The 23,472-nt window shown below is 67.9% G+C and carries 24 protein-coding genes; 6 read left to right on the plus strand and 18 right to left on the minus strand.

The window, feature by feature from the left end; genetic code table 11:
• Positions 1-67: 67 nt before the first annotated feature.
• Both NVU01S_RS23870 and NVU01S_RS23875 read right to left on the minus strand, forming a co-directional pair.
• On the minus strand, positions 68-463 hold the full coding sequence (locus NVU01S_RS23870; protein ID WP_042257748.1) for a hypothetical protein: 396 nt from the start codon (positions 461-463) through the stop codon (positions 68-70).
• A gap of 222 nt (positions 464-685) precedes the next feature.
• Entirely contained in the window at positions 686-1,528 is an 843-nt protein-coding gene (locus tag NVU01S_RS23875) for a GNAT family N-acetyltransferase (RefSeq protein WP_043671968.1), read from the minus strand.
• Between the two features lie 197 nt (positions 1,529-1,725).
• On the opposite strand from NVU01S_RS23875, the gene NVU01S_RS23880 reads away from it, so the two are divergent.
• Positions 1,726-2,130, plus strand: coding sequence for a nuclear transport factor 2 family protein (locus tag NVU01S_RS23880; protein WP_043671861.1), 405 nt, complete (start codon positions 1,726-1,728; stop codon positions 2,128-2,130).
• A 132-nt stretch (positions 2,131-2,262) separates the two neighbouring features.
• Here the strand turns inward: NVU01S_RS23880 and NVU01S_RS23885 are convergent, their stop codons facing one another.
• The gene (locus NVU01S_RS23885) at positions 2,263-3,519 is read right to left on the minus strand and encodes a cytochrome P450 (protein ID WP_043671863.1); all 1,257 of its coding nucleotides are present in this window, start codon (positions 3,517-3,519) and stop codon (positions 2,263-2,265) included.
• A 311-nt stretch (positions 3,520-3,830) separates the two neighbouring features.
• Here NVU01S_RS23885 and NVU01S_RS23890 point away from each other — a divergent pair, with 311 nt between their 5' ends.
• The gene (locus tag NVU01S_RS23890) at positions 3,831-4,751 is read left to right on the plus strand and encodes an esterase/lipase family protein (RefSeq protein ID WP_043671866.1); all 921 of its coding nucleotides are present in this window, start codon (positions 3,831-3,833) and stop codon (positions 4,749-4,751) included.
• Between the two features lie 168 nt (positions 4,752-4,919).
• Complete coding sequence (locus NVU01S_RS23895; protein ID WP_043671869.1) at positions 4,920-5,459, plus strand: DUF8020 domain-containing protein; 540 nt, start codon at positions 4,920-4,922, stop codon at positions 5,457-5,459.
• A 57-nt stretch (positions 5,460-5,516) separates the two neighbouring features.
• Here the strand turns inward: NVU01S_RS23895 and NVU01S_RS23900 are convergent, their stop codons facing one another.
• Both NVU01S_RS23900 and NVU01S_RS23905 read right to left on the minus strand, forming a co-directional pair.
• Entirely contained in the window at positions 5,517-6,107 is a 591-nt protein-coding gene (locus NVU01S_RS23900) for a hypothetical protein (RefSeq protein ID WP_244467280.1), read from the minus strand.
• A 231-nt stretch (positions 6,108-6,338) separates the two neighbouring features.
• The gene (locus tag NVU01S_RS23905; RefSeq protein WP_063048160.1) at positions 6,339-8,276 is read right to left on the minus strand and encodes a potassium transporter Kup; all 1,938 of its coding nucleotides are present in this window, start codon (positions 8,274-8,276) and stop codon (positions 6,339-6,341) included.
• Positions 8,277-8,579: 303 nt separating this feature from the next.
• Here NVU01S_RS23905 and NVU01S_RS23910 point away from each other — a divergent pair, with 303 nt between their 5' ends.
• A complete protein-coding gene (locus NVU01S_RS23910; RefSeq protein WP_043676342.1) occupies positions 8,580-9,236 on the plus strand; it encodes a maleylpyruvate isomerase N-terminal domain-containing protein in 657 nt (218 codons plus the stop codon).
• A gap of 21 nt (positions 9,237-9,257) precedes the next feature.
• Here NVU01S_RS23910 and NVU01S_RS23915 read toward each other — a convergent pair whose 3' ends face one another.
• Positions 9,258-10,325, minus strand: a complete 1,068-nt coding sequence (locus NVU01S_RS23915) for an alkene reductase (RefSeq protein ID WP_043676448.1) — start codon at positions 10,323-10,325, stop codon at positions 9,258-9,260.
• A 107-nt stretch (positions 10,326-10,432) separates the two neighbouring features.
• Between NVU01S_RS23915 and NVU01S_RS23920 the strand changes: the two genes are divergently transcribed.
• Entirely contained in the window at positions 10,433-10,804 is a 372-nt protein-coding gene (locus NVU01S_RS23920) for a MerR family transcriptional regulator (RefSeq protein WP_043676344.1), read from the plus strand.
• A gap of 6 nt (positions 10,805-10,810) precedes the next feature.
• Here NVU01S_RS23920 and NVU01S_RS23925 read toward each other — a convergent pair whose 3' ends face one another.
• From NVU01S_RS23925 to NVU01S_RS23965, 9 genes are all read right to left on the minus strand, one after another.
• The gene (locus tag NVU01S_RS23925; protein ID WP_043676346.1) at positions 10,811-11,818 is read right to left on the minus strand and encodes a sugar phosphate isomerase/epimerase family protein; all 1,008 of its coding nucleotides are present in this window, start codon (positions 11,816-11,818) and stop codon (positions 10,811-10,813) included.
• A complete protein-coding gene (locus NVU01S_RS23930; RefSeq protein ID WP_082032230.1) occupies positions 11,815-13,014 on the minus strand; it encodes a Gfo/Idh/MocA family protein in 1,200 nt (399 codons plus the stop codon). The genes NVU01S_RS23925 and NVU01S_RS23930 overlap by 4 nt, the downstream gene beginning before the upstream one ends.
• Positions 13,015-13,036: 22 nt before the next feature.
• Positions 13,037-14,083 carry a substrate-binding domain-containing protein gene (locus NVU01S_RS23935; protein WP_043676347.1) on the minus strand — a complete coding sequence of 349 codons (1,047 nt, stop codon included), beginning with the start codon at positions 14,081-14,083 and terminating at the stop codon, positions 13,037-13,039.
• A 26-nt stretch (positions 14,084-14,109) separates the two neighbouring features.
• The gene (locus NVU01S_RS23940) at positions 14,110-15,123 is read right to left on the minus strand and encodes an ABC transporter permease (RefSeq protein ID WP_082032231.1); all 1,014 of its coding nucleotides are present in this window, start codon (positions 15,121-15,123) and stop codon (positions 14,110-14,112) included.
• 38 nt (positions 15,124-15,161) lie between these two features.
• The gene (locus NVU01S_RS23945; protein WP_043676353.1) at positions 15,162-16,664 is read right to left on the minus strand and encodes a sugar ABC transporter ATP-binding protein; all 1,503 of its coding nucleotides are present in this window, start codon (positions 16,662-16,664) and stop codon (positions 15,162-15,164) included.
• Between the two features lie 27 nt (positions 16,665-16,691).
• The gene (locus NVU01S_RS23950) at positions 16,692-17,882 is read right to left on the minus strand and encodes an ROK family transcriptional regulator (RefSeq protein ID WP_209444833.1); all 1,191 of its coding nucleotides are present in this window, start codon (positions 17,880-17,882) and stop codon (positions 16,692-16,694) included.
• Positions 17,883-18,049: 167 nt separating this feature from the next.
• Positions 18,050-18,655: a dihydrofolate reductase family protein gene (locus NVU01S_RS23955; protein ID WP_043676355.1), complete on the minus strand. Its 606-nt coding sequence runs from the start codon at positions 18,653-18,655 to the stop codon at positions 18,050-18,052.
• A gap of 208 nt (positions 18,656-18,863) precedes the next feature.
• Entirely contained in the window at positions 18,864-19,508 is a 645-nt protein-coding gene (locus NVU01S_RS23960) for a hypothetical protein (protein WP_043676357.1), read from the minus strand.
• A 223-nt stretch (positions 19,509-19,731) separates the two neighbouring features.
• Positions 19,732-19,935 carry a cold-shock protein gene (locus NVU01S_RS23965; RefSeq protein WP_014988265.1) on the minus strand — a complete coding sequence of 68 codons (204 nt, stop codon included), beginning with the start codon at positions 19,933-19,935 and terminating at the stop codon, positions 19,732-19,734.
• Between the two features lie 197 nt (positions 19,936-20,132).
• On the opposite strand from NVU01S_RS23965, the gene NVU01S_RS23970 reads away from it, so the two are divergent.
• Positions 20,133-20,870: a TVP38/TMEM64 family protein gene (locus tag NVU01S_RS23970; protein ID WP_043676360.1), complete on the plus strand. Its 738-nt coding sequence runs from the start codon at positions 20,133-20,135 to the stop codon at positions 20,868-20,870.
• A 3-nt stretch (positions 20,871-20,873) separates the two neighbouring features.
• Here NVU01S_RS23970 and NVU01S_RS23975 read toward each other — a convergent pair whose 3' ends face one another.
• From NVU01S_RS23975 to NVU01S_RS23985, 3 genes are all read right to left on the minus strand, one after another.
• Positions 20,874-21,746, minus strand: a complete 873-nt coding sequence (locus NVU01S_RS23975; protein WP_244467388.1) for a D-alanyl-D-alanine carboxypeptidase family protein — start codon at positions 21,744-21,746, stop codon at positions 20,874-20,876.
• 90 nt (positions 21,747-21,836) lie between these two features.
• A complete protein-coding gene (locus tag NVU01S_RS23980) occupies positions 21,837-22,883 on the minus strand; it encodes an alpha/beta hydrolase (RefSeq protein ID WP_052280971.1) in 1,047 nt (348 codons plus the stop codon).
• A gap of 39 nt (positions 22,884-22,922) precedes the next feature.
• Entirely contained in the window at positions 22,923-23,303 is a 381-nt protein-coding gene (locus tag NVU01S_RS23985) for a hypothetical protein (protein WP_043676364.1), read from the minus strand.
• Between the last annotated feature and the right edge of the window lie 169 nt (positions 23,304-23,472).

The raw sequence follows: 23,472 nt of genomic DNA on the forward strand, positions 1-23,472 counted from the left end.
CATTAACCCACGACGGCCCGCACCTGCGCGGATGGCACGCCGACCGGCCCGGGGCAGCGGTCTCGGCTCAGCAGTCCTGCCACTGGGCGATCGCGTCGGCCCACTGCCGGTTGTCGGTGAACTCGGCGAATTCGCGACGATCGATCAACACGTAGATCTCGCCCGCCGTCGTCGTCTTCAAGATCAGCGGCTTGCCCGAGTTGAGCAGCCCGCCCATCAATCTGCCGTAGAGCGCGGTGAACTCCCGGCGCAGCGAAACGATCGCCGCTCGCGACAGCAGCAGGTCCCCGTTGTCGCTCCAATCCGCGAGGACGAGCACGTCCTCGTCGAGCTCGATGCGCCCGCGGCGCGGAAACAACGCCCGCTGGCTGACCACGCCCGCCGCCTTGTCCGCGGCCGTGTGCTGCCGCAATTCGTCCACGGTCGCCGCGATGTAGCGGCCGCTCCGCAGCACAGTCGTCATCTCGAAACCTCCGGCTGGATGGCAGCGTCACCGGAATTCTGTCGCCGCGAGCAGGCGCGCCGCATCGGCCGCGCGACCGGATCGGCGTACTCCGGAGGACGGATGTTTCCGCGCGCGGCGGTCCTCCCTACCGCCGATGACGACGGCCCGGCTCATCCGCTAGGAGTACGCGGCGGCTTTACCCGGACGCCCCGACTACCTCGCGCAGCGGACACCCCGGGATCAGCGCTGTGCTGAAGCGGGGTCGACGAGAACCGCACGGGCGTAAAGGAGTTGGAAGCCCAGCCGCTGCACGTTCTGCTGCGACTTCGAGCCGGGCAGCGTGGTGACCACCGCGAGATCGCAGCCCGCGGCGGCCGCGGCGGCCAATCGCGTCGACAGCAGCGAGGCCTGCACGCCACGCCGCCGGAACTCGGGCAGGGTCGCGGCGCCGCAGAGTTGGGCGACACCGTCGTGCAGGCGCAGGCTCGCGGCACCGGCCGCGGCGCCGTCGAGCCACGCGATCGAGCCGGAAAAGCCGCTCGCCCCGGCCATATCGCGCATCGCGTCCGCGAGCACCTCGCGCGGGAACGCTTCGTCGGAGCCGACGCCCTGGGTATCCGGCGCGGCGAACCCGTCGATGAAGATGTCCAGCCAGCGATCGAATTCGCCGGACCCGACCGCGCGCACCTCGACGCCTTCGGCCGGTTGTGCCGCTCGCCCCGGGGCGAGCGGCAGACCGAGCACATTCTCGAAGCCGGTCAGCACATAGCCGCGCCGGGTGAGACGGTCTACGACACCGGGATCGGCCAGGGTCGACACCTCGAACTGCACCGGCGCACCGCGGTCGGCGTAGGCCTTTTCCACCGCTTCGAGCACCGCGTCGTCGAACTCGCCGCCCATGCCGACGCCGACCACCTTGTCCAGCGGTGAATGCGCGCCGGCCCACACCGCGAGACCGCTGCCGATCGGTTGCCGCAGCACCCGCTCGCGCGGATCGCGGCGCGCGGCGCCCTGCGCGCCCTCGGCCATCAACGACAGTTCGGCGCGCTCGATGCGGGCGGCGAGGTCGATCCCGGCGAACAGACTCAGGTCGTTGAACATGGCTGCATTCCTACCAGCACCGAGTTCCGGGGCGCGCGTCATTTTCGCGACCGGCGCAATCACGGTGGCGGCCCCGGAATTCCGTTGCCAAAATGCAGCCTTCCTCGTGTGGCGACGCGCCCGGGCTGGCGCAAGGATGTTGGTGTTCAACACGTTTCGCCCCACGAGGAGCTCTTTCAGTGTCCCAGATCAATCTCGAATTAGTCACCCAGGTGTACCACGCGTTCGGCGCGCGCGACTTTTCGGTCATCGAGCGACTTTTCGACCCCGATATCGAGATCAAGGAGGCCGCACAGTTGCCGTGGGGCGGACGGCATGTCGGGCATGCAGGCGCCAATACGTATTTCGGGACGATGCTGGCGCACATCGACGCGAATGTGGTGCCGCAAAGCATCTTCGCGGCGGGTGACGACGTGGTCATGATGGGCCGCGGGGTCGGCACCACCACCGGCGGCGACGTCGCCTTCGACGTCCCCAACATCCATGTCTGGCACCTGCGGGAGGGTCGCGTCGTCGGCTTCGACAACTATGTCGACACCCCGGCCATGCTGGCCGCGCTCGACGGCGCGACGCACCCCAACTAGATCGCGCGCCGCGATCGACCCGCCCCGGGCTGAACCACCCGACTCGGCCCGGGCAGCGCACTCCCGTTGATCCGGGAGTACACCTCCGGCCGGCGGTTCTTCGAGAAACCGTCGGCCGGTTCGTGTTTCACGCTAGGGCAATGGCAGCGGCGGTGCGGCAGGAAAGGTGACCGGCAACGCGGTCACCGCGCGGTGGAACGGCCCCGGTCGCCAGATCAGCTCACTCGGCGCGACCGCGAGGCCGATCTCGGGCAGCGCGTCCAGGAGTTGATCGATCGCATCCTGCGCGATCAGATAGGCCAGCGAGCTGGCCGGGCACACATGCGGTCCGGTGCCCCAGGCCAGATGAGATCGGTTGCCCGCGTATTGATTCGCGGCGATCGCGGGATCGGTGTTGCAGGCGGCCATGCTGATCACCACCGGTTGGTGCGCGGGCAACCAGATGTCGTCGATCAGGATCGGCTGCCGCGGAAAACTGATGCAGAAGTTCGCCATCGGGGGATCGTTGAACAGCACCTCGTCCAGCGCGTCGCGGGTGGACAGGCTGCCGCCGAGCACGCTGCCGCCGAACCGCTCGTCGGTGAGAATCAGCAGCAGGGTGTTGACGATCAGATTCTGCTGCGGCTCGATACCCGCGCCGTACAGCGTCGCCAGCTGGTGCACCATTTCCGTATCGGTCAGCTCGGCGGGATGCTGCAACATCCGGGTGGTCACGTCCTCGCCCGGCGCGGTCCGCTTGCGCTGCGCCAATTCCAGCAGCGCCGCGACGAGCATCTTGTTTCCCCGGTCCGCGTCGACCCCTTCGAAGATCGCGGCCATTCCGGTGGCGGCCTGCTGCGCGATTTCGGCCGGACAGCCGAGCAGCGCGTTCAATACCGCGAAAGCGAGCGGAAAAGCATACTGGCGCACCAGGTCCGCCGATCCGTCCGCGCAGAACGCGTTGATCAGCGGTATCGCTATCTCGGCGACCGTGTCGTGCAGACCGTATTGGTCGACCTTGTCCAGGCCCGCCGTATTCACCTGACGATAACGCGCGTGCTCGGCGCCCGCGCTGCGCAACGCATTCGGTCGCCACTGCATCATCGGCAATACCGGGCAATCGGACGGAATGTTCTGCTGCCAGGCTCGCGGGTCGGCCGGGAAATGGTCCGGGTCGTTGAAGATTCGTACCGCGGTGTAATACCCGATCACCAAGGTGGCGGGTACGCCCGCCGCCAGATCCACCGGCACCAGCGATCCGTACTGCGCGCGCATCCGCCGATAGGCGCCGTGCAGATCCGCAGCGAACTCCGGTGAATACAACGAGACCCGGGGTCCGTCGGTGTCGATGGGGGAACCGTGCGGGGCTTGACCGGCCCCGCTGTCTGCGGCGGGTAGGGGCATCGTCATTGCGGAGACTCCAGGCGTTCGTACTACAAGCCTCGTGAGAGTAGGCAGCAAACTGTCCGCGCGTATCGAGAATCGCCGACAAGCCACCGCTCGAAGCGTGAATCCGTTCCGGGCAGAAAGACATTGACGCACCGGCCACCGGAAATATTTCGCCCGCCACTCCGGACGACATGTTTGCCACCGCCGCACCGCAATGGTTCTATTGGCCCGCGCCGAATGGTTTGTGGCCCGACATCTGATGACGGACTTGGCATCGAGGCAGCCGATCTGCTGAGCAGACCTGTTGTATCGGCGAAAGGAACCGTGCCTCGATGGCTGCCCGTCGGTGTCGCTGGGGTGTTGTCGCACTTGCCGTTGCCGTCGCGGTGCTGCTCGCCGCCGCACCCGCGGCCGCCGACACCGGCGCGGACTGGACCACGCCGCCCACCGGCGCGAACGACTGGACCTGTGTGCCCGCGGCGGCCTATCCGCAACCCGTGCTGCTGGTGCACGGCACGTGGGACAACCAGAGCGCCTGGGACACGCTCGCCCCGCAGCTGAAAGCGCATGGCGTGTGCGTGTTCTCGCTCAATTACGGGCACGCCCCGACCAGCATGCGCGGCGCCGTGCCCGGCGTGTTCGGCACTGCCGATATTCGCACCTCGGCCAAGGAGTTCGCCGCGTTCGTCGCCCGGGTACGCGCCGCCACGGGCGCGGCGCGGGTGGATATCGTCGCCCATTCGCAGGGTGGCCCGCTGGCCCGGCAATATCTGCGTTTCGAAGGCGGTGCGGACCGCGCCGACCCCGCCCGGAACAAGGTCGACCATCTCGTCACCATCGCCGCCACCCATCACGGCACCACCGCGGACGGGCTCGGCTATCTCCTCCCCACCGGCAGCGCCTCCGTGATGTCGGACAGCATGATCGCCAGAGTGCTCGGCACCGCCGCCGCCCAGCAGCTGGCGAGCAGCGAGTTCCTGCGCACGCTGAACGCCGCCGGCGACACCGAACCCGGCATCCACTACACCGCGATCGCGACCCGGGTCGACCACGTGGTCACCCCGCCGGAAGCGACGTTCCTGCGCGCCGGTGTGGGCGCCACCGTCGACAATGTCTGGGTGCAGGACGTGTGTCCCACCGACACCTATCACCACGGCATCCTGCCGAACTCGCCCGCCGTCGCCTATTTGGTGCACAAAGCGCTCGGGTTGCCGTATTCCGACGACCCGTGCCCGGCCGAACAACCGGAATAGCACAATTCCAACCCCCAATCCGAGGGGCGAAAACCAGACCGAGAACCCGGTTCTAACAGGCAAAACACCGTATGGACACGCCGAGAGCGGCGCGCGCATCATGATGCTACGTCCGGTGCCGTTTGTCGGGGGAACGTCAAAGGAAACCCGCACGGATTGGAAAGACCCATGTTTATCAAGAAATTGGTGGCGACCGCAGTATTCGCCATCGCGGCCACCGGAATCACCATGGCGACGGCCCACGGCGAAGCGGAATTGGCCGATATCAGCGTCAGCGCGGTGGACGGCCCGATCGGCTATACGACGACACTCGCCGCCGATCATTCCTCGGCCACGGTCACCCTGGCGTCGGGCCGGTTCGTCCTGACACCGGACGCGGTCCAGGTGGTCGCCGACGACGGGGCGGTGGTCGGCGCGATTCCGACGACCTTGCGCGTGGACGCGGGCCGAACCCTTTCCGTCACACCAGCTTTGGCCAGTGACACCGCGTTGACCCTGACCCCGGTGGGCGGGCCTGCCCCGGTCGCGGCCAGCTCCCAGGATCTGCCGTTCATGCACACCGTCGGCGGCGGTGGCGCCATCCTGGCCGGCGCGGTCGTCGGCTGTGTCGTCGGCATCCTGATCGGGATCTGGTTCTTCCTGGTCGGCGCCATCATCGGCTGCGCCATCGGTGCCGCCATCGGCGGTTTCATCGGCGCCGTGTCGTAGCCGTTCCCTGGCCCCCCAACCCGCAGTCGGGTCCGGTAGCCCCGGGCCCGGCTGCGGCTACCCGCAGTATTCGCAGGCGCCGCTGGCCGGCAACTGGATGAAGCACTGCGCGCAGACCGCGGGACGCGTCGGCTGCGGTTTGACCTCGGTCTGCACGGCGGTGCTCACCGAACGGCGGCCCGCCACCTTCGGCGTGAGCGGCGGCACGCCCATCTCCGCGGGCATCGCCGCGCCGTGGAATTCGTAACACTGCCACCGCGCGTACGCGGCGTGCGTCTCCAGATCGTTCGGGATCGGCAGGCCCGCGAGTTCGAGCACGTACTTGTAGGTGTCGCCGACGGTGTGATTGCGGCGCACGCACAGCGCGGTGAGCGGCGGCTCGCCCGCCTTGTGGCAGCGCCGGGCGATCTTGCGCAGGATCGCGTCCATCCAGGTGCGGGTCGGGGCCGCGGTGTGCACCCCGGACGCCTCCTGCACCCGCTCGGCCAATTCGTGCACGGTGATGAAATGTCCATACCCCGTAGCGATTTCGGAAAGTTCCGCGTGTGCGGCCAAGGCCCACGCCACTGTCGCCTCACGCAACGACACCGCCGTGCCGTCACCCGCCCGCCATGCTCCCGCCGTCGTGGGTACCGAATTTCTGATCACCGGACCAAGTTATCGCGCCGCCCCCGGAACCGACGAATGACCTGGCAGCGCGTTGCGCACGAAGTCGGCCGGACCGGCGGGCACGGCGGACGAGCCGAGCAGCACCACCCGCTCGATGTCGTCGCCGTTCCGCTCTACTGGCGGGTGCGGTCCGCAGCGCCCCGATCGACTCCGACTACCTCGACACCCTGACCGACCTGCTGTTGCGCGCGCTGGGCGCCGCGACCTGAATTACACCTCGACGCGGGAGCCCATGATCACGGTGCGCTCGCCGGGCAGGCCGAAATACTCCGCGGCGTCGGCGGTGATGTAGGACGTGGCGATGAACAGATGCTTGCGCCAGGTCGCCATGGTCGGCGCCGAGCCGCGCTTCAGTTCGATCTTCGACAGGAAGTACGAGGCTCCGTCGACCGAGAGCTGCCCTTCGGTCGACGCGGGATCGAGCAGCCGCAGGGTGTGCGGGATGTTCGGCGTCTCCATATAGCCGAAACGCGCTGTCACATGGATGATTCCGTCGTCGCCGTAGCCCAGCGCGTCTACCTCGGTACGCGCGGCGTCCGGGACGCGCGGCACCGGCTCGGTCTCGATCGAGAGAATCACCACGTGCTCGTGCAGCACGTGGTTGTGTTCGACATTGGCGCGCATCGCCAGCGGCGTGGTCTGCTTGCCGCGGTTCAAGAACACCGCGGTGCCCGGGACGCGGCGCAGCGGCGGGCGCCGATCGCGCAGCTCCTCGATGAAGGCGCGCAGCGAGCCCTCCTTCTCCTCGCGCGCCCTGGTGACGACCACCCGCCCGCGCGCCCAGGTGGTCATCACCGTGAACGCGGTGAGCGCGATCAACAGCGGCAACCACGCGCCGTGCACCAGCTTGGTCAGGTTCGCCGCGAAGAACATCAGGTCGACCAGCAGCAGCGGGACGGCGCCGAGCAGCACGAGCCACAGCGGGGCCTGCCATTTCACCCGCACCATGTAGAAGAACAGCAGCGTCGCGATCGTGATCGTCCCGGTCACCGCCATCCCGAACGCGTAGGCCAGCGCCGCCGAACTGCGGAACGCCAGCACCAGGGTGATCACCGAAACCATCAGGACCCAATTGATCCACGGCACATAGATCTGCCCGATGGTCGACTCCGAGGTGTGCGTCACGCGCAGCCGCGGCAGATAGCCGAGTTGCGCCGCCTGCGACGCCACCGAATAGGCGCCGGTAATCACCGCCTGCGAGGCGATCACCGTCGCCGCCGTCGCGATCAGCACCATCGGCAGCCGCGCCCAGCCCGGTGCCAGCAGAAAGAACGGGCTGCCCACCGCGGCCTCGTCGCCGAGCAGCAGCGCACCCTGCCCGAGGTAACTCAGCGTGCACGCGGGCAGCACCAGACCGAGCCAGCCGTGCGTGATCGCCTTGCGGCCGAAATGACCCATATCGGCGTACAGCGCCTCCGCGCCGGTGACCGCCAGCACCACCGCCGCTAACGCGAAGAACGCTATGCCGAAGTGCCCGGCCATGAAGCCCAGCGCGTAGGTCGGCGACAACGCCTTCAGGATTTCCGGATGCCCGGCGATGCCGCCGATACCGCAGGCCCCGATCGCGCCGAACCAGACGATCATCACCGGCCCGAACAGCCGGCCGACCGCGGCGGTGCCGCGGCGCTGCACCGCGAACAGGGCCACGATGATCACCACCGTGATCGGCACGACCAGCTCCGCCAGCTCCGGCTGGACCACCTTCACACCTTCCACGGCGGACAGCACCGAGATCGCCGGGGTGATCATGCTGTCGCCGAAAAACAGTGCGGCACCGAAGATCCCGACCGCAGCCAAGACGGCGGTACCCCGGCTGCGGGCACCGCCCATCCGGCGCAGCAGCGTGATCAGCGCCATGATCCCACCCTCGCCGTCGTTGTCGACGCGCAGGATCAGCGTCACGTAGGTGAGCGTCACGATCAGCATCACCGACCAGAAGATCAGCGACACGATGCCGTAGATGTTGTCCGGGCTGAGCGGCACCGGATGCGGATCGCCGGGATCGAACACGGTCTGCAACGTGTAGATCGGGCTGGTGCCGATATCGCCGAACACGACGCCGAGCGCGCCGACCACCACCGCGAGCCGCGTGGTGGGCAGCCGCCGCGGCGGCAGGGTCTGCACTGCACCTGGTGACTCGGTGGTCATGGCCTGCTCCTCGTTACGGTGGCCCCTATCGTCGCGCGCGGACCGGCGTCGGCGCGGTACCGACGCGATGATCACACCGCATCCGCGCGAAACAGGCCAGGGTCAGACGGGCCGCAGCGGAGGTCGCCGTAGTCCGGAACGGCCATCGAGTCGTGCGGGCGCGCCCCCTTTCCACCACCGTCACCTCGCCGCCGTACCGGGTCAGCCAGTACGCCGGCCGCTGCCCGAACACTGCGGCCGTGTGCGCGGGTCGCCGCGCCGAATGCGCTTGTCCGCCATGGCAGAACGCACTACCGTGCCGATGTGGACCTCTTCTCCCGCACATGGACGGCGTTGCGCTCGGCGGTGGCCGAGCTCCGAGACGAAGACTTCGCCAGGCCTTCCGGCTGCACCGGGTGGTTGGTGCGAGACCTGGTGTGCCACTTGATCATCGATGCACAGGATGTGCTGATCACCTTGGTGACGCCCGCCGACGGTGCGCCCACCCGCGACGCGGTGACCTACTGGGCGGTCGCCGAGACCCCGCCGACCGGCGACGACCCGCTCGACGCGCTGATCGTCCGGTTGGCCGCCGCCTACGAGAAGCCGCAACTGCTCTGGCTGCACCTCGACGACGTCGGCTCCGCCGCAGGCCGCGCCGCCGACCTCGCCGACCCGAAACAGCTGATCAGCACCCAGGGCCAGGTCCTCACCACCGGCGACTACCTCGGCGCCTACGTCCTCGAATGGACCCTGCACCACCTCGACCTCATCGCCGATCTCCCGGACGCGACGCCCCCACCTGCCGAAGGACTCGCCCGCACCCGCGACATGCTCGAACAGATCGCCGGAGCCGCCTTCCCCGAATCGTTCACCGATACCGACGCACTCCTCGTCGGCACCGGACGCCGCGCCCCGACCGAGGCCGAGCAGGCCGCACTCGGCGAGCTGGCCGCGAAGCTCCCCCTCGTCCTCGGGTAGCCGATTGCGGTAGAACAGCTTTCAGTACTGGTAGCTCGGATAGTCGATGTATCCGGCATCGGTGTTCGTGTACCAGGTGTCGCGGTCGTGGGCGCGTATCGGCACGCCGGTCCGGAAGCGTTCCACCAGATCGGGATTGGCGATGTAGGCGCGGCCGTAACCGATCAGATCCGCACCCTGGGCAAGCCAGTACTCGCCCGCGGCGCGATCCGAGGGACTCGGCGCGATCTGCCCGCCCGGATTGAGAATGAACGCTTTCGGCCAGGCCTTGCGCAGCTCGATCAGCAACTGCTCGTCCACGGTGGCCAGCACGTCGACGAAGGCGAGATCGAGGCGGGCGAGCTCGCTGAGCAACGCGCCATACAGTTCCGGCACATCGTCTTCGACCATGTCCCAGACCGTGCCGCCCGGCGAGAGCCGGATGCCGACGCGGTCCGCCCCGATGGCGTCCACGGTCGCCGACACCGCCTCGACGGCGAATCGGATTCGGCCGCTGATGGATCCGCCGTAGGCGTCGGTGCGCTGGTTCGCGTTCGACGACAGGAACTGCTGGATCAGATAACCGTTCGCGCCGTGCAACTCGACGCCGTCGAATCCGGCGTCGATCGCGCGCCGGGCGGCGTCCGCGTAAACCTGTGCCTCGCCGGGTATTTCGGCGAGCGACAGCGCCCGCGGCGCTGCGGCGGGCTGCATTCCGCTCGGGGTGAACACGTCGGCGCGCAGCCGGACCGCCGACGGTCCGACGGGCTGGTACCCCGAGGTGTCAGGGTGCCCGACCCGGCCGCCGTGCATGAGCTGGGCGAAGATGCGCCCGCCGTTGGCGTGCACGGCCTCGGTCACCGGCCGCCACGACGCGGCCTGCGCGTCGGTGATCAGGGCCGGAACACCTGGATTCGACTGACCCTGCCGACTGGGCGGAATCCCCTCCGAGACGATCAGCCCCGCGGTGGCCCGCTGGGCGTAGTAGATCGCGTTCGAGGCGATCGCCGAGCCGTCCGTGCCGCCCCGCATGCGCGACATCGGCGCCATCACCACCCGATTCGGCAACCGCAGATTGCCGAGCCGAAAACTATCGAACAAGCTGGTCACAGTCATTTCCTTTGCGCTGGTGGCGGTTTCGAACTCCGCCCACTACGCTAAAAGCTGACGTTGACGTCAGAGGCAAGTCGCCGTGAGGCAGATCACCAGGAGCAGACATGCGGATCGGCGAACTCGCCGCGAAAACGGGCGTCAGCGTGCGCGCGCTGCGCTACTACGAGGAGCACCGGCTGCTCGCCGCCGAACGCACCCCCAGCGGACAGCGCGTCTACGCCGAGGCCGCCGTGCGCCGCGTCGACATGATCCAACGGCTCTACAGCGCGGGACTGTCGAGCAAGTCCATCCTGTACATCCTGCCGTGCATGGCAACGGGTGAGTCGACCCCGGAACTGGTCGAGCACCTGGTGGCCGAACGCGATCGGATCGAGCGGCAGATCGCCGACCTGCAACACACCCGCGACGAACTCGACCTGGTCATCGAAAACGCAGCGGACGCCGCGAGCGGCGGCGTCCGCTGCACCCCTCATTAGTCACCCTCAGCGCTCGTGGCCGAAGGCCGCGTCGAACGCGGCGGCCGGCGGTGTGACCGCGTTGTAGCCGCGAATGAAGGCCAGGGCTTCGGGCGCGCCCGCCAACCGGTCCATCCCCGCGTCTTCCCACTCGATCGAGATCGGTCCGTCGTAACCGATGGCGTTGAGCGCGCGAAAGCAGTCCTCCCACGGCACGTCACCGCGGCCGGTGGACACGAAATCCCAGCCGCGCCGCAGATCGCCCCAGGGCAGATGCGAGGACAGGCGCCCGCGACGGCCGTCACCGCAGCGCAGCTTGGTGTCCTTGCAGTCGACGTGGTAGATCCGATCGGCGAAATCGAGAATGAACGTGACCGGATCGAGGTCCTGCCAGAGGAAATGCGAAGGGTCCCAGTTCAATCCGAAAGCCGGACGGTTGCCGACGGCGGCCAGTGCCCGCGAGGTGGTCCAGTAGTCGTAGGCGATCTCGCTCGGATGCACCTCGTGCGCGAAGCGGACACCTTCGGTGTCGAACACATCGAGGATCGGATTCCAGCGATCCGCGAAATCCTGGTAGCCGCGCTCGACCGTCTCCTGCGACACCGGCGGGAACATCGCCACCGTGTGCCAGATGCTGGAGCCGGTGAAGCCGACCACCGTGCGCACCCCGAGTTGCGCTGCCGCCCTTGCGGTATCGGACAACTCCGCTGCGGCCCGGCGGCGCACGCCCTCCGGTTCACCGTCTCCCCAGACCCGGGCCGGGACGATCGCGCGATGCCGCTCGTCGATCGGATGATCACACACCGCCTGCCCGACCAGGTGATTGGACAACGCGAAGACCTGTAGACCGTGGCGTTCCAGCGTCTTGCGCTTCTCCGCAACGTAGTTCGGCTCGGCCAGTGCCCTGTCCACTTCGAAATGGTCACCAGAGCACGCGATTTCGAGTCCGTCGTAACCCCAGCCCGCGGCCAGCGCGCACACCTCCTCGAACGGCAGATCGGCCCACTGGCCGGTGAACAGCGTGACAGGTCTCATGGTTGCGCTCCTCCGATAGCAGTCCAGCGGCCCGCGTCGGCCGCGCTCGCCTCGACCGCCGCCAGTACCCGCTGCACGGCCAGACCGTCGGCGAAGGTCGGTTCGGGGTCTTTGTCCGCCGCGATCGCGACGACCAGATCGGCGACCTCGTTGGTGAAGGTGTGGTCGTAGCCGAGCCCGTGCCCCGGCGGCCACCAGGCCCCGGCATAGGGATGGCGGGGTTCGGTCACCAGGATGCGCCGGAAACCGGCCAGCTCCGGCTCTTCGGTGTGGTCGTGGAACCACAGCTCGTTCAGCGATTCCAGATCGAAGACCAGGCTGCCGCGAGTTCCGTTGAGCTCCAGGCGTAATGCGTTCTTCCGCCCGGCGGCCATCCGGGTCGCCTCGAACGAGGCGAGCCCGCCACCGGACAGCCGCCCCAGGAACAGTGCCGCGTCGTCGACGGTGACCGGTCCACTGCCCGGCCGGTCCGGCAGCGGGCGTTCGGTGACGAAAGTATCCAGCAGCGCGCAGACGCCGGTCAGCGCCTCCCCCGTGACGAAACGGGTGGCGTCGATGATGTGCGCACCGATATCCCCGAGCGCGCCCGACCCGGCGCGGGCGCGCTCGAGCCGCCAGCTCAGCGGCGCCGCCGGATCGGCAAGCCAGTCCTGGAGATACTGCGCGCGCACGTGCCTGATGGTGCCGATCCGTCCCTGCGCCACCAGTTTTCGGGCCAGCGCCAGCGCGGGCACCCGGCGATAGCTGAAGCCGACCATCGAACGCACGCCGTTGCGGGCGGCCGCTTCGGCCGCGCCGGCCATCGCCTCGGCTTCGGCGACCGTGTTCGCGAGCGGCTTTTCGCAGAGCACGTGCTTGCCCGCGCCCAGTGCGGCGATGGCGATCTCGGCGTGGCTGTCCCCCGGCGTGCAGATATCGATGAGATCGACGTCGTCCCGCTCCAGCAGTTGCCGCCAATCCCCCACCGCGTGCGCCCAGCCGAGCCGGTCGGCGGCGGCCGCGGCGCGGGCGGGGTCGCGCCCCGCCAGCACCGAAAGCACCGGCCGCCGTGGCAGTTCGAAGAACGCGTCCGCATTGCGCCACGCGTGCGAGTGCGCGCGTCCCATGAAGGCGTGGCCGACCAGGCCGATGCCCAGGGTGCGTCGCGGTGTCGTAGTCGAGCGCGGTGTCGAAGTCGGGCGCTGTGTCGAAGTCATCGGGCTCCGTTCGATTGCGGCGTCAGTAGCCGTTGGCCAGGTACTGGTCCACGTTGTCCTTGGTGACCACCGCGGAGTAGGTCGTGATCTTCGCGGGCACATCGTGTTCGGCGAGATCGCCGAGCGCCTTGCGCTGCCCGAGCAGCCGCGCCAGCGTGACCGCCGAGGAGGCCATGGCCGGGCTGTAGAGCACCGTCGCCTGCAACGGCGAGTTCCCGGTCTGGATCTCCTTCATCGCCTGCGTCGAACCGCCGCCGCCGACCATCACGAATTCGCCCGCGCGGTTGGCCTGCTTGATCGCGGCGAGCACGCCGATGCCCTGATCGTCGTCGTGGTTCCACATCGCGTCGATCTTCTTCACCGCCTGCAGCATCTGGCTGGCCACCTGCTGCCCACCGGAGGCCGTGAAATCGGTGGATTGCCTTGCCGCTATGCGGAATCCGGCCGCGCTGAGCGCATCGCGGAAGCCGTGGCTGCGCTCCTGGGTCAGTTGCAGGTTGTCGATACCGGCCACCTCGACGATCACCGGATCGGCGATCTTCGCCTCGCGCATCTTGCGGACGATGAAATTGCCCGCGTTGATGCCCATTCCGTAGTTGTCGCCACCGATCCAGGTGCGATAGGCCAGCGCGGAGGCGAAGACCCGGTCCAGGTTGATCACCGGGATGCCGGCCGCCATCGCGCTTTTCGCGATCTCGGTGAGCGCGTTGCCGTCGAACGGCAAAATCACCAGTACATCGGCCTTTTGGTTGATCAGGGTCTGCACCTGCTCGATCTGCCTGGCCACGTCGTTGGTGCCCTCGGTGACGTTGAGCGTCACGTCGCTGAGGCCCTCGGCTTGCGCACGAGCGTTGCGGGTGATAGCCGCGGTCCAGCCGTGATCGGCCGCCGGCGCGGAAAAGCCGACCTTGACCTGCTTTCCGGCGTCCGCGTTCGCGCCGGTGTTACCGGCGACCTGGGTGTTGGACGAGGTGTCGTTGCCGGTGCAGGCCGCCGCGAGAACGCCGGCGCCGGCCGCCAAACCGGTCAGCAGGACACCGCGGCGGGGCAGAGAGTGGGTGGTGCTCATTGTATTCCTTTGTGCGTGAACGGAAATCAGGTGAGAGTGGGGACGGCCCGCGCGCGGCCGAAGCGCTGGAACAGCAGGACGGCGACGATGATCGCGCCCTTGCCGATCGCTTGGATCGGTTGCTCCAGGTTGTTGAGGATGAACAGGTCCTCGATGACGGTGAACACGAGCACCCCCAGGATCGAGCCCGTCACGGTGCCGAATCCGCCGCTCAGCAGGGTTCCGCCGATGACCACCGCGGCGATCGCGTCCAGCTCGTAGAGCTGGCCGTTCGTGCTGGCGCCCGTCGTGGTCTGCGCGGTGAGCATGATCGCGGCGATACCGCAGCAGACCCCGGAGATGGTGTAGAGCAGCAGGGTATGCCTGCGGACGTCGATGCCTGCCAGCCTCGCTGCCTCCGGATTGCCGCCGACTGCGCAGCTCCGACGCCCGAAGGTGGTGCGCTCCAACAGGATCCACCCCACGACCACCACTACCACGAATAGGTAGACCAGCAGCGGAATGCCGAGCACCCGGTTCTGCGCCAGGGCGAGCAGGTCGGTGGTGACCAGCTGGGATTGCCGCCCCGAGAGCTGTTCGGCCAAGCCGCGCGCGGCCACCATCATCGCCAGCGTGACGATGAACGGCACCAGCCGGCCGTAGGCGATCAACGCGCCGTTCAGCAGACCGCAGCAGGCCCCGACCACCAGTGCGCTGAACACCATTCCGGCGACACCGTAGGACTGGGTCGCGGTGGTGGTGCACCACACCGACGCCAGCGCGATGATCGCGCCCACCGACAGGTCGATGCCGCCACCGATGATCACGAAGGTCATCCCGACGGTCACGACGCCGATCACCGACGCCAGCGTCAGGATGGTGATCATGTTGCTGGTGCTGAGGAAGTCCTCGCCCTTGGTCAGCGCGCCGACCCCGAGCAGCGCCAGCAGCGCGAGCACCAAGGTCACGTGTTTGCGAATCTCGCTGCGCACCTTGGCGAGCACGGTGGTCCGGGCCCGAGAGCCGTTGGGAGCCGGTGACTTTGCCGGTACCGCACGCACAGTCGGTTCCGTCGTACGTGGTGCCCGTGGTGACGCGCTCACAAGGCACTCCCTTCCATGATCATGGCGATGATGTCGTGTTCGGTCAGCTCGGCCGCGGGCGCCGCGTGGATCATCGCGCCGTCGCGCAGCACCAGCACCCGGTCGGAAAGCCCGAGCAGTTCCGGCAGATCGCTGGAGACGAGCAGCACGGCGACGCCCTGGTCGGCCAGCCGGTGGATCTGCGCGTACACGTCGGCGCGCGCGCCCACGTCGACGCCGCGGGTCGGTTCGTCCAGCAGCAGTACCCGGCAGTCGTCGAGCAGCCAGCGGGCCAGGATCGCCTTCTGCTGATTGCCGCCGGACAGTTCCCGGACCGGATGCGCCGGATCGGACGGGCGGATGCCGACGCGGGCCAGCGCCGCACCGGCATCGGCACGTTCCCGGCGCCGGTCGAACCAGCCGAAACGGGAGAAGCGCGGCAGCGAGGCCGCGGAAATGTTGCGGCCCACCGATTCCAGCAGGAACAGCGCCTGCGATTTGCGCTCCTCGGGCGCCAGCCCGAGACCGGCCGCCACCGCCGCGGTGGTGCGGCCCGGCCGGATGCGGTGACCGTCGACCAGGATCTGTCCGGACGACGGTCGGCGCGCACCGTAGATCGTCTCCAGGATTTCCGAACGTCCCGCGCCCACCAGGCCTGCGAGACCGACGATTTCGCCCGCATGCACCGCGAACGACACGTCGTGGAAGCGGCCGGTCAGCCCGAGTCCGGTCACCCGCAGTACTGCCGGGGCCGCGGCGGCAGGCGCGGGCCGCGGGGCCTGCAACTCCAGATCGCCGCGCCCGGTCATCAGCGAGACCACCTGTTCGGTGCTGGTGGTGCGCGCGGGCAGTCCGGCGGCGACGGTACGGCCGTCCTTGAGTACCGTGATCCGGTCGCCGATCGTCCGGATCTCGTCCAGGCGATGCGAGATGTACACCACCGCAACGCCTTCGGTGCGAAGCTGCTCGATGATGCGGAACAGGTTGGCCACCTCGTCGTTACCGAGCGCCGCCGAAGGTTCGTCCATCACGATCAGGCGCGCGTCGTAGGACAGGGCTCGTGCGATGCTCACCACCTGCTTGGCCGCGGCGGGCAAGGTACCCACCGCGGTGCCCGGATGCAGCTCGGCATGTCCTAGGCGACCGAGTAATTCGGTGGTGGCTCGGGACGCGGGAGCGCGGCGGGTGAAACCGGCGCGTGCGTGTTCGTGGCCGAGAAAGATGTTCTCCGCGATGCTGAGCCCGTCGCAGAGATCCAACTCCTGATAGATCGTCGCGATGCCCAGGCGAGTCGCGGCCGCAGGACCGGACAGCCGCAAAGGCGCTCCTAGCCACTGCAATTCGCCACCGTCGGGCTGGTGCGCGCCGGACAGCACCTTGATCAGCGTCGACTTCCCGGCCCCGTTCTGGCCGAGCAGGCAGTGCACTTCGCCCGCGCGCACCTCCAGATCGACGTGATCGAGCGCCCGTACACCGGGAAATTCTTTGACGATGCCCCGCATGGTGAGCACGGTGTCCATGGCCGGCCTCCTTGCCGACGCCGCGGATCAGGCGACGCTGAAGACGTGATCGCTGATGAGCCGGGCCGCGCCGATCACGCCACCCAGCCCGGCGAGTTCGGACAGCACGATCGGCAGGTTGCCGGTCGCCAGCGGCAACGAGCGGCGGTAGACCACGCTGCGGATCTCCGCGAGCAGCGGATGCCCGAAACCCGCTATCCCCCCGGCGATCACCACCAGCCCGGGATTGAAGAAGCTGACCAGGCCCGCCAGCACGGTGCCCAGGTGCGCACCCGCTTCTCGAATCATGGTCACCGCCAACGGGTCTCCCGCGGCGGCCGCATCGGCCAGATCGATCGCGGTGAGCGTGCCCGCACTCGCCAGCCGTTGCGCGAGGAACGGCGATCGACCGGCCCGCGCGGCAGTCAGCGCCTCCCTGGCCAATGCCGCCCCGCCCGCGTAAGCCTCGAGACAGCCGGTGTTGCCACAGGCACAGGTCGGTCCGTCGTCACTGATCCGGATATGCCCGATATCGCCCGCGCTGCCGGACACGCCGCGATAGATCCCGCCGTCGACCACGATCCCGCAGCCGATACCGGTGCCGACCTTCACCAGCAGGAAATCGTCCACCGAAGGTGCTGAGCCCGCGTGCATTTCGCCGAGGGCGAGGATGTTGACGTCGTTGTCCACGAGCACCGGGCAGCCCAGCTCCTGCGCGACCACCTCGCGCACCGGAAATCGGTGCCACCCCGGCATGATCGGCGGCGTCACCGGCATACCGTCCCGGAAACTCACCGGGCCCGGCACCCCGATCCCCGCGCCGTGCAGTCGACCGGCCGCCGCATGTTCGTCTCGTAGTTTGCCGAGCAGATCCACCGCTCGTTCCAGCACTGCCGCCGGTCCCTGCCGGATATCGCAGGGCTCGGAAAGGTGACCCAGCACCCGCAATTCGCCGTCGGTCACCGCGACATCGATCGAGGTGGCGCCGATATCCACCGCCGCGAACCGCAGGCCGGACGCCAGCCGCGCGATCGCCGAACGGCGGCCACCGCTGGAGTCCGCGAGGCCTCCCGCCTCCACCAGCCCGAGTTCGGCCAGCCGCGCCAGCTCGACCGCGAGCTTCGACCTGGACAGCTCCATCGGCTGCCCGAGATCCGACCGCGACCGCGGTCCGTGATCCCGCAACAGCCGCAACAGCCGCGCCTGGTGGGCATTTTCGGGTCTCGCCGCGATCCGCATCGTTCCCTCTTTCCAACGGATGCCCGCGATTCAACCCCACTTTGTCAGCCCGTGTAGTCACTTCCGTCAGATTGATACGAAGTTTGTCCTGTTACAGGACAAAGTAGGGCATGCGGTCGCGTGCCCGCCGGTCTCGGGATCTCTCCGGACCGGCGGACGAGGCGACCTCACGCAGGGGCGCCGAGCGGCGGATGTTCGAGCACCCGCGGCTTGTACTCGACCAGCTGGATGCGGCCGTCGAAGGTGCGGTGCTCGGTCATCTCGAGGGCGACGTCCGGATAACCGTCGTAGATGCGTTCCGCGCCCGTGGCCCCGGTGATCACCGGGAACATCACGACCCGGAACCGGTCGACGAGTCCGGCGCGCAGCAGGGAGCGGCACAGGCTCAAACTGCCGATCGTGCTGATGATCCCCGAGCCGCTGGACTTCATCGCGCGCACCGCCTCGACGGCGTCATCGCGGACCAGCGTGGAATTGGCCCACTTCAACGGATCTTCCAGCGAAGAGGAGAACACCACCTTGGACGCTTTCGTGAGCTCGTCGACCGACGCCTCTTCCTCCGGCCTGAACTCGTCTTGACCGTCCGGCACCTCCCCGGCGGCGAAGCCCGACATCAGCCGATAGGTGTTCGCCCCCATCAAATAGGTGACCTCCGGCTGCTCACCGAGCCACGCGAGATACTCCGGCCCTTCGAGCCCCCAAAACCCGGGCCACCCCTCGCCCGACGCGTAGCCGTCGAGAGAAGTGATGAAGTCGACGAGAAGCTCCGACATGACGATGTCCTTTCCTAGGGTGTTACAAACTCTGACCGGCCGAGAGCCGCAAACTCATCGGCCGCGCCGTGGACAGCGCGGAAACGCGTCCCACCGCGCTGGCCGGGGTTCCAGTCCGGCTCGCATTGCCACTGCGGCTCTGGCACGAACGTAGGCGACGGGGCGGCCGGCGACTCGCGGTTCGGTGCGGTTCGCAGCTGTGTGGGCGTCAGCTCTGACCGCGGCACGAACCAGGGTTCGGCGCAGGTGTTGGCGGCGTCTGCTCAGGTTGCGGGTGCGGCCTCGGCATGGGTGTGGGCGTGGACCCGGGGGTTGGCGGCATCGGTTCGGAGGTTGGGGTCGGCTCGGGGTAGCCCTTGGGGACGTTCCAGATCGAGTCGTCGGGAGGTGTGGCTGTGGTGAACTCCGGGATCGGTGAGACGGCGAAATACCTTGGTGTGTAGGGGATTTTCGAGGTGGAGTCGGCGAGCGCGGAGGTCGCTTGGGCGTCTGGTCGGGGCGCGGCGGGGTGCGGACGCGGTGCGTGGTTGGGCGTGGGTTGTGGCGTGGTGGCGGTGCCCAGCGCGTCGGCCGAGTCGGCCACCTGCTCCAGGATGTCGGCCAACTGCGTCAGCGATTCCGGCCCATGGACGAGTTCGCCCAAGGCTGCCGTCGTGGCCTCGATCCATACGGCCAGCAGTTCCGCGGCCCGATACTGGCCGGCGGCGTAGGAGTCGATGGTCTCGGCGGTGCTTCCGATGCCCGCGAACAGATTGCGTTGCGCCGCAAGGTATCCCTGCGGCCCGTCGGCGAACGTGCTCCCGTACCCGTCGCCGCCCCAGGCCGCCCCCTTCGCGGCCAGCGAGCGCGCCAAGTGGGCAAGGATGCCGTTCAGGCGGTCACGGCCGCGCCGGAAAGGTCCGTTCCCGGTATTGATGGAACTTTGATACCGCTGCGGCACAACAGCTCTCACTTTGACGCGCTGTTTACACCGTTCGCTTCGGCGCGCATGCGCTCGGCGAGCTACCGGCAGAGGGTTCCGGAACGCACAAAAGCCCCGCACCCCAAGGGTGCGAGGCTTTCTCTACCTGCGGAACTCAGATAGCGCGGACGTCCTGGGCCTGGGGGCCCTTCTGTCCCTGACCGACCTCGAACTCCACGCGCTGTCCTTCTTCGAGGGACTTGAAGCCCGAGCCGGAAACAGCGGAGTAGTGCACGAACACGTCAGCGCCGCCACCGTCTTGCGCGATGAAGCCGAAGCCTTTTTCAGCGTTGAACCATTTCACAGTGCCTTGCGTCATTACTTTACTTCACACTTTTCTGTAGATGAGCCGAGCAAATCACTGCGATAAGCCTGGTCTCACCCGACAACCATCGCACGTCTTCCTGAGAAAATCCCAAATTGTGAGCCAGCCAACCCTCGGCGCGGGCCGATCTGGCGGAAAAACGCCAGGCTGGAGTCGCGAGCCGGACCGCGGTGCGGCAGGGTGGACCCACCATGACCGACAACGACGATCACACGCAGATCAGCAGGTGGCGCCACGGTATCCGGCTGGCGCTGTGTGCCGTTTTCCTGCTCGGACTGTTCTATCTCGTCGCGATCGCACGGGTCGTCGACGTCGCGGGCGTGCGCGACGCGATCGGGGCGACCGGGCCGGCCGCGCCACTGGTCTACGCCGTAGTGGCGGCGCTGCTCGGCGCGATCTTCGTGCCCGGCCCGATCCTGGCCGCCGGAAGTGGTTTCCTGTTCGGCCCCGTGCTCGGCACCTTCGTGACCCTGGGCGCGGTGGTGGGCACGGCCACGGTTTCGAGCTTTCTCGGGCGGCGGGCCGGGCGCGACAGCGCGCGCGGTCTGCTCGGCACGGAGCGGGCCGACCGCATCGACGCCGCGATCGAACGCGGCGGGTTGTGGGCCGTGGTCGGGCAGCGTTTCGTCCCCGGCATTTCCGATGCCCTCGCGTCCTACGTGTTCGGCGCGTTCGGAGTTCCGCTGTGGCAGATGGCGATCGGCGCGTTCATCGGTTCGGCGCCACGGGCTTTCGTCTACACCGCGCTGGGCGCGTCCATCGGCGATCTGTCGGCACCCCTGGCCTACACCGCGATCGCGGTCTGGTGCGTAGTCGCCGTACTCGGCGCTTTCGCCGCGCACCGCGGCTTCCGCGCCTGGCGGTACCACGGTCGAGTCCGGAAACCCGCACCCGCGCAGGACGATACGCACGACCCGCGGCAGAGCTGACCGCTAGCCGATCGGAAGTACGGAGAAGATGGGGTGATAGACCCAGTCCAGGATGCGCTCGGCATCCTCTTTAGCCGCGACGGCACCGTACGGAGAGCTGTGCAGGACCACGCCGATCAACGGTATCCCCGCCCGGACCGTGTGGAACAGCAGACAGGTTCCCGCAGCATCGGTGTAGCCGGTTTTGATGCCGGAGGCCCCGGGATAGTCGCCCAATAGCAGGTTCGTCGTGTGCCAGAAATGCTCACGATTGCCGGGGCCCGCGGGCAGGTGATAATCGGGTGTGCCGGCGATCTCGCGCAGCACCGGTTGGCGAGTCACACGCAAACCCAGGGCGATCAGGTCCGCCGGGGTGGAATAGGTGGAGTGGTCCGTCGGCGTCGGCAATCCGCTGGGGTCGGCGAAATACGTTCCCGCCAATCCCATTTGCCCCGCAAGGCCGTTCATCCGGGCAAGGAAGTCGCCTTGGCCCGGCCCGAATGCTTCGGCGAGGGTGTAGGCGGCGTCGCAGCCCGACGGCAGCATCAGCGCGTAGAGCAGCTGCCGCGCGGTGAGCACCTCGCCGGGGCTCAAGCCCGCGGTGCTCCCGTCATGCCGGACGCAGTAGGCGATGCTCTCCGACGGCACGGTGACCGCCCGGTCCAGATCACCGGTCTCGGCCACGACCAGCGCCGTCATCACCTTCGCGATACTGGCTATCGGCAGCCGAGTGTTCAGCTCGCGCGACCACAGCACCGTGCCGGTGAGGCCGTCGGCCAGCGCGGCGCCCGCTGCCTGCACGCCATCCGGCGCCGGAGTCGTCCAGGGCAACTGGCTCTGCGCGGGAGTGGCAGCGACGCCCTGCCCGACTGCCACGAGCAGCACGCCGGCGACCACCGCTTGCAACAATCGGGCAATTATTCGCATGGCCGCATTCTGCCTTTACCCGGCGTCGACCAGCGGTATTTCGGCACGACACGGCGCGAGTCACCCGGATAACGGCAACGACCGTTCGGTGCGCGTTTCGTCCAGAGCCTCGCGAATAAACCGACCGATCTTGCCGATGGCTGCCCGCGACTCGGGAACGAGGGGCGCGGCGAGCGGCAGCACATGGATCCCGCTTTCCCAGAGTTCCAGTTGCACCGCGACGTTCGCCGCCGAATATTTCTTGACGAGTTCCTCCGCGTCGGGCAGCAGCACCTCCGTGGTACCCACGTGGATGAGGGCCGGTGGCATACCGGAGAAATCGTGATTGACCGGCGACCAGGCGGGATCGAGCCGACCCTCGTGGCGCAATCCCCAATCCACCAGGAGGGCGTACATGGCATCGGGGGTGTGCGGCTCGCGACGCTCATTGGCATGGTCGCGGCGGCGGGCCGAATCGAAGTCGGCCCACGGCGAGAGGGCGACGATGGCCTGTGGCATGGGGAGTTTTCGGTCGCGAACAGCTAGTCCGACCGAAAAGGCCAGTCCCGCCCCGACCGAGTCGCCGGCCAACACGATCCGGTCACCCGGCAGCCCCAGACTCAGCAGATAGCGATAGGCGTCGACGCAGTCCTCGATCGTTTCGGTGATATGCGCTTGCGGCAGTTGCCGATACGCGACGTTGAATACCGGAACGCCGGCGGCGCAGGCGATCCGGGCAACCATCCTGCGGTGAGTATTCAAGCCACCGGTAACCAGCCCGCCGCCATGAAAGTAAAGGATGGCGGCACCCCGGTCGAGTGGTTCCGTGCCGGTGGATTCGTCCCAAATCCACTCGGCCACACAGGTATCGAGGTCGACACCGCGCACGCCGACGCCTCTCGGAATCGGCAATCTGGCCGCCAGGAGGTCCAGACGGCTTGCCCGATAGGCGATTTCGACCGGAGCCAGCCAGCCCCGGCGGTTCGCCCACAGCGCGAGATCTTCGATCACCCGCAGAGTCGCCCGTAACAGCAGGTGCACCAATTTCAGGCGCAGACCCGCCGTATGCGTCCACTGCGATACCGGAGCCGCGCAACAGGCGCCCACGTGCTCGTTCACGTATTCCATTCGGATGCCGTTTCCTCGATATGTCGAAGGTCGCCGGAATTACTGCTTGGCGGCCAAAGAGCCCGCGGTTGCCTCCAGCGCCGAGGCGGTCAGCGCCACGAAACCGACCGAGAGCTTCGCCTGCCGGGATGCGCCCGCGGTGGTCAGTGCACCGAAGCCGTCCCACGCGTCCGCCGCCGCGCTGGCCAGCAGACTCTTCGACAGCACAGGTGAGCCGGACCGGGCCGCCGACAACGTCACCGATCCCATGATGATTTCCCGCACACCGAGCATTTTGTTGGTGATACGCAATTCCGGGGTATCGCCGTCCGGACCGAAAGTGGCGATATTGAGCAGTTTCGGATTGAACATGTATCCGAGGCCGAGCAGGATCCGGGATACGCCGAGCGCCGTGGACAGCGGTCCAACCAGTTTCTTCATATCGCCAGAGTCCACCGGCGACGGCAGTGGCACCAGGACGCAACCATGGCGATTCCGGCCATGCGGCCGCTCAGCTCGGGCGGCAGGCGAAATCCGCAGGAGCCGCGGCTATTACAAGCACTGACTGGCCCTCTCCCGCGCCATACATCGGCAGCCGGTGCGGGACTTG

Source organism: Nocardia vulneris, assembly GCF_001613425.1.
Taxonomy (GTDB): Bacteria; Actinomycetota; Actinomycetes; order Mycobacteriales; family Mycobacteriaceae; genus Nocardia; species Nocardia vulneris.

Coding starts and splice junctions, on each gene's coding strand:
- NVU01S_RS23870 (WP_042257748.1), bottom strand. CDS start 463: ATGACGACTGTGCTGCGGAGCGGCCGCTACATCGCGGCGACCGTGGAC.
- NVU01S_RS23885 (WP_043671863.1), bottom strand. CDS start 3,519: ATGACGATGCCCCTACCCGCCGCAGACAGCGGGGCCGGTCAAGCCCCG.
- NVU01S_RS23890 (WP_043671866.1), top strand. CDS start 3,831: ATGGCTGCCCGTCGGTGTCGCTGGGGTGTTGTCGCACTTGCCGTTGCC.
- NVU01S_RS23895 (WP_043671869.1), top strand. CDS start 4,920: ATGTTTATCAAGAAATTGGTGGCGACCGCAGTATTCGCCATCGCGGCC.
- NVU01S_RS23905 (WP_063048160.1), bottom strand. CDS start 8,276: ATGACCACCGAGTCACCAGGTGCAGTGCAGACCCTGCCGCCGCGGCGG.
- NVU01S_RS23920 (WP_043676344.1), top strand. CDS start 10,433: ATGCGGATCGGCGAACTCGCCGCGAAAACGGGCGTCAGCGTGCGCGCG.
- NVU01S_RS23925 (WP_043676346.1), bottom strand. CDS start 11,818: ATGAGACCTGTCACGCTGTTCACCGGCCAGTGGGCCGATCTGCCGTTC.
- NVU01S_RS23930 (WP_082032230.1), bottom strand. CDS start 13,014: ATGACTTCGACACAGCGCCCGACTTCGACACCGCGCTCGACTACGACA.
- NVU01S_RS23935 (WP_043676347.1), bottom strand. CDS start 14,083: ATGAGCACCACCCACTCTCTGCCCCGCCGCGGTGTCCTGCTGACCGGT.
- NVU01S_RS23945 (WP_043676353.1), bottom strand. CDS start 16,664: ATGGACACCGTGCTCACCATGCGGGGCATCGTCAAAGAATTTCCCGGT.
- NVU01S_RS23950 (WP_209444833.1), bottom strand. CDS start 17,882: ATGCGGATCGCGGCGAGACCCGAAAATGCCCACCAGGCGCGGCTGTTG.
- NVU01S_RS23955 (WP_043676355.1), bottom strand. CDS start 18,655: ATGTCGGAGCTTCTCGTCGACTTCATCACTTCTCTCGACGGCTACGCG.
- NVU01S_RS23965 (WP_014988265.1), bottom strand. CDS start 19,935: ATGACGCAAGGCACTGTGAAATGGTTCAACGCTGAAAAAGGCTTCGGC.
- NVU01S_RS23970 (WP_043676360.1), top strand. CDS start 20,133: ATGACCGACAACGACGATCACACGCAGATCAGCAGGTGGCGCCACGGT.
- NVU01S_RS23980 (WP_052280971.1), bottom strand. CDS start 22,883: ATGGAATACGTGAACGAGCACGTGGGCGCCTGTTGCGCGGCTCCGGTA.
- NVU01S_RS23985 (WP_043676364.1), bottom strand. CDS start 23,303: ATGAAGAAACTGGTTGGACCGCTGTCCACGGCGCTCGGCGTATCCCGG.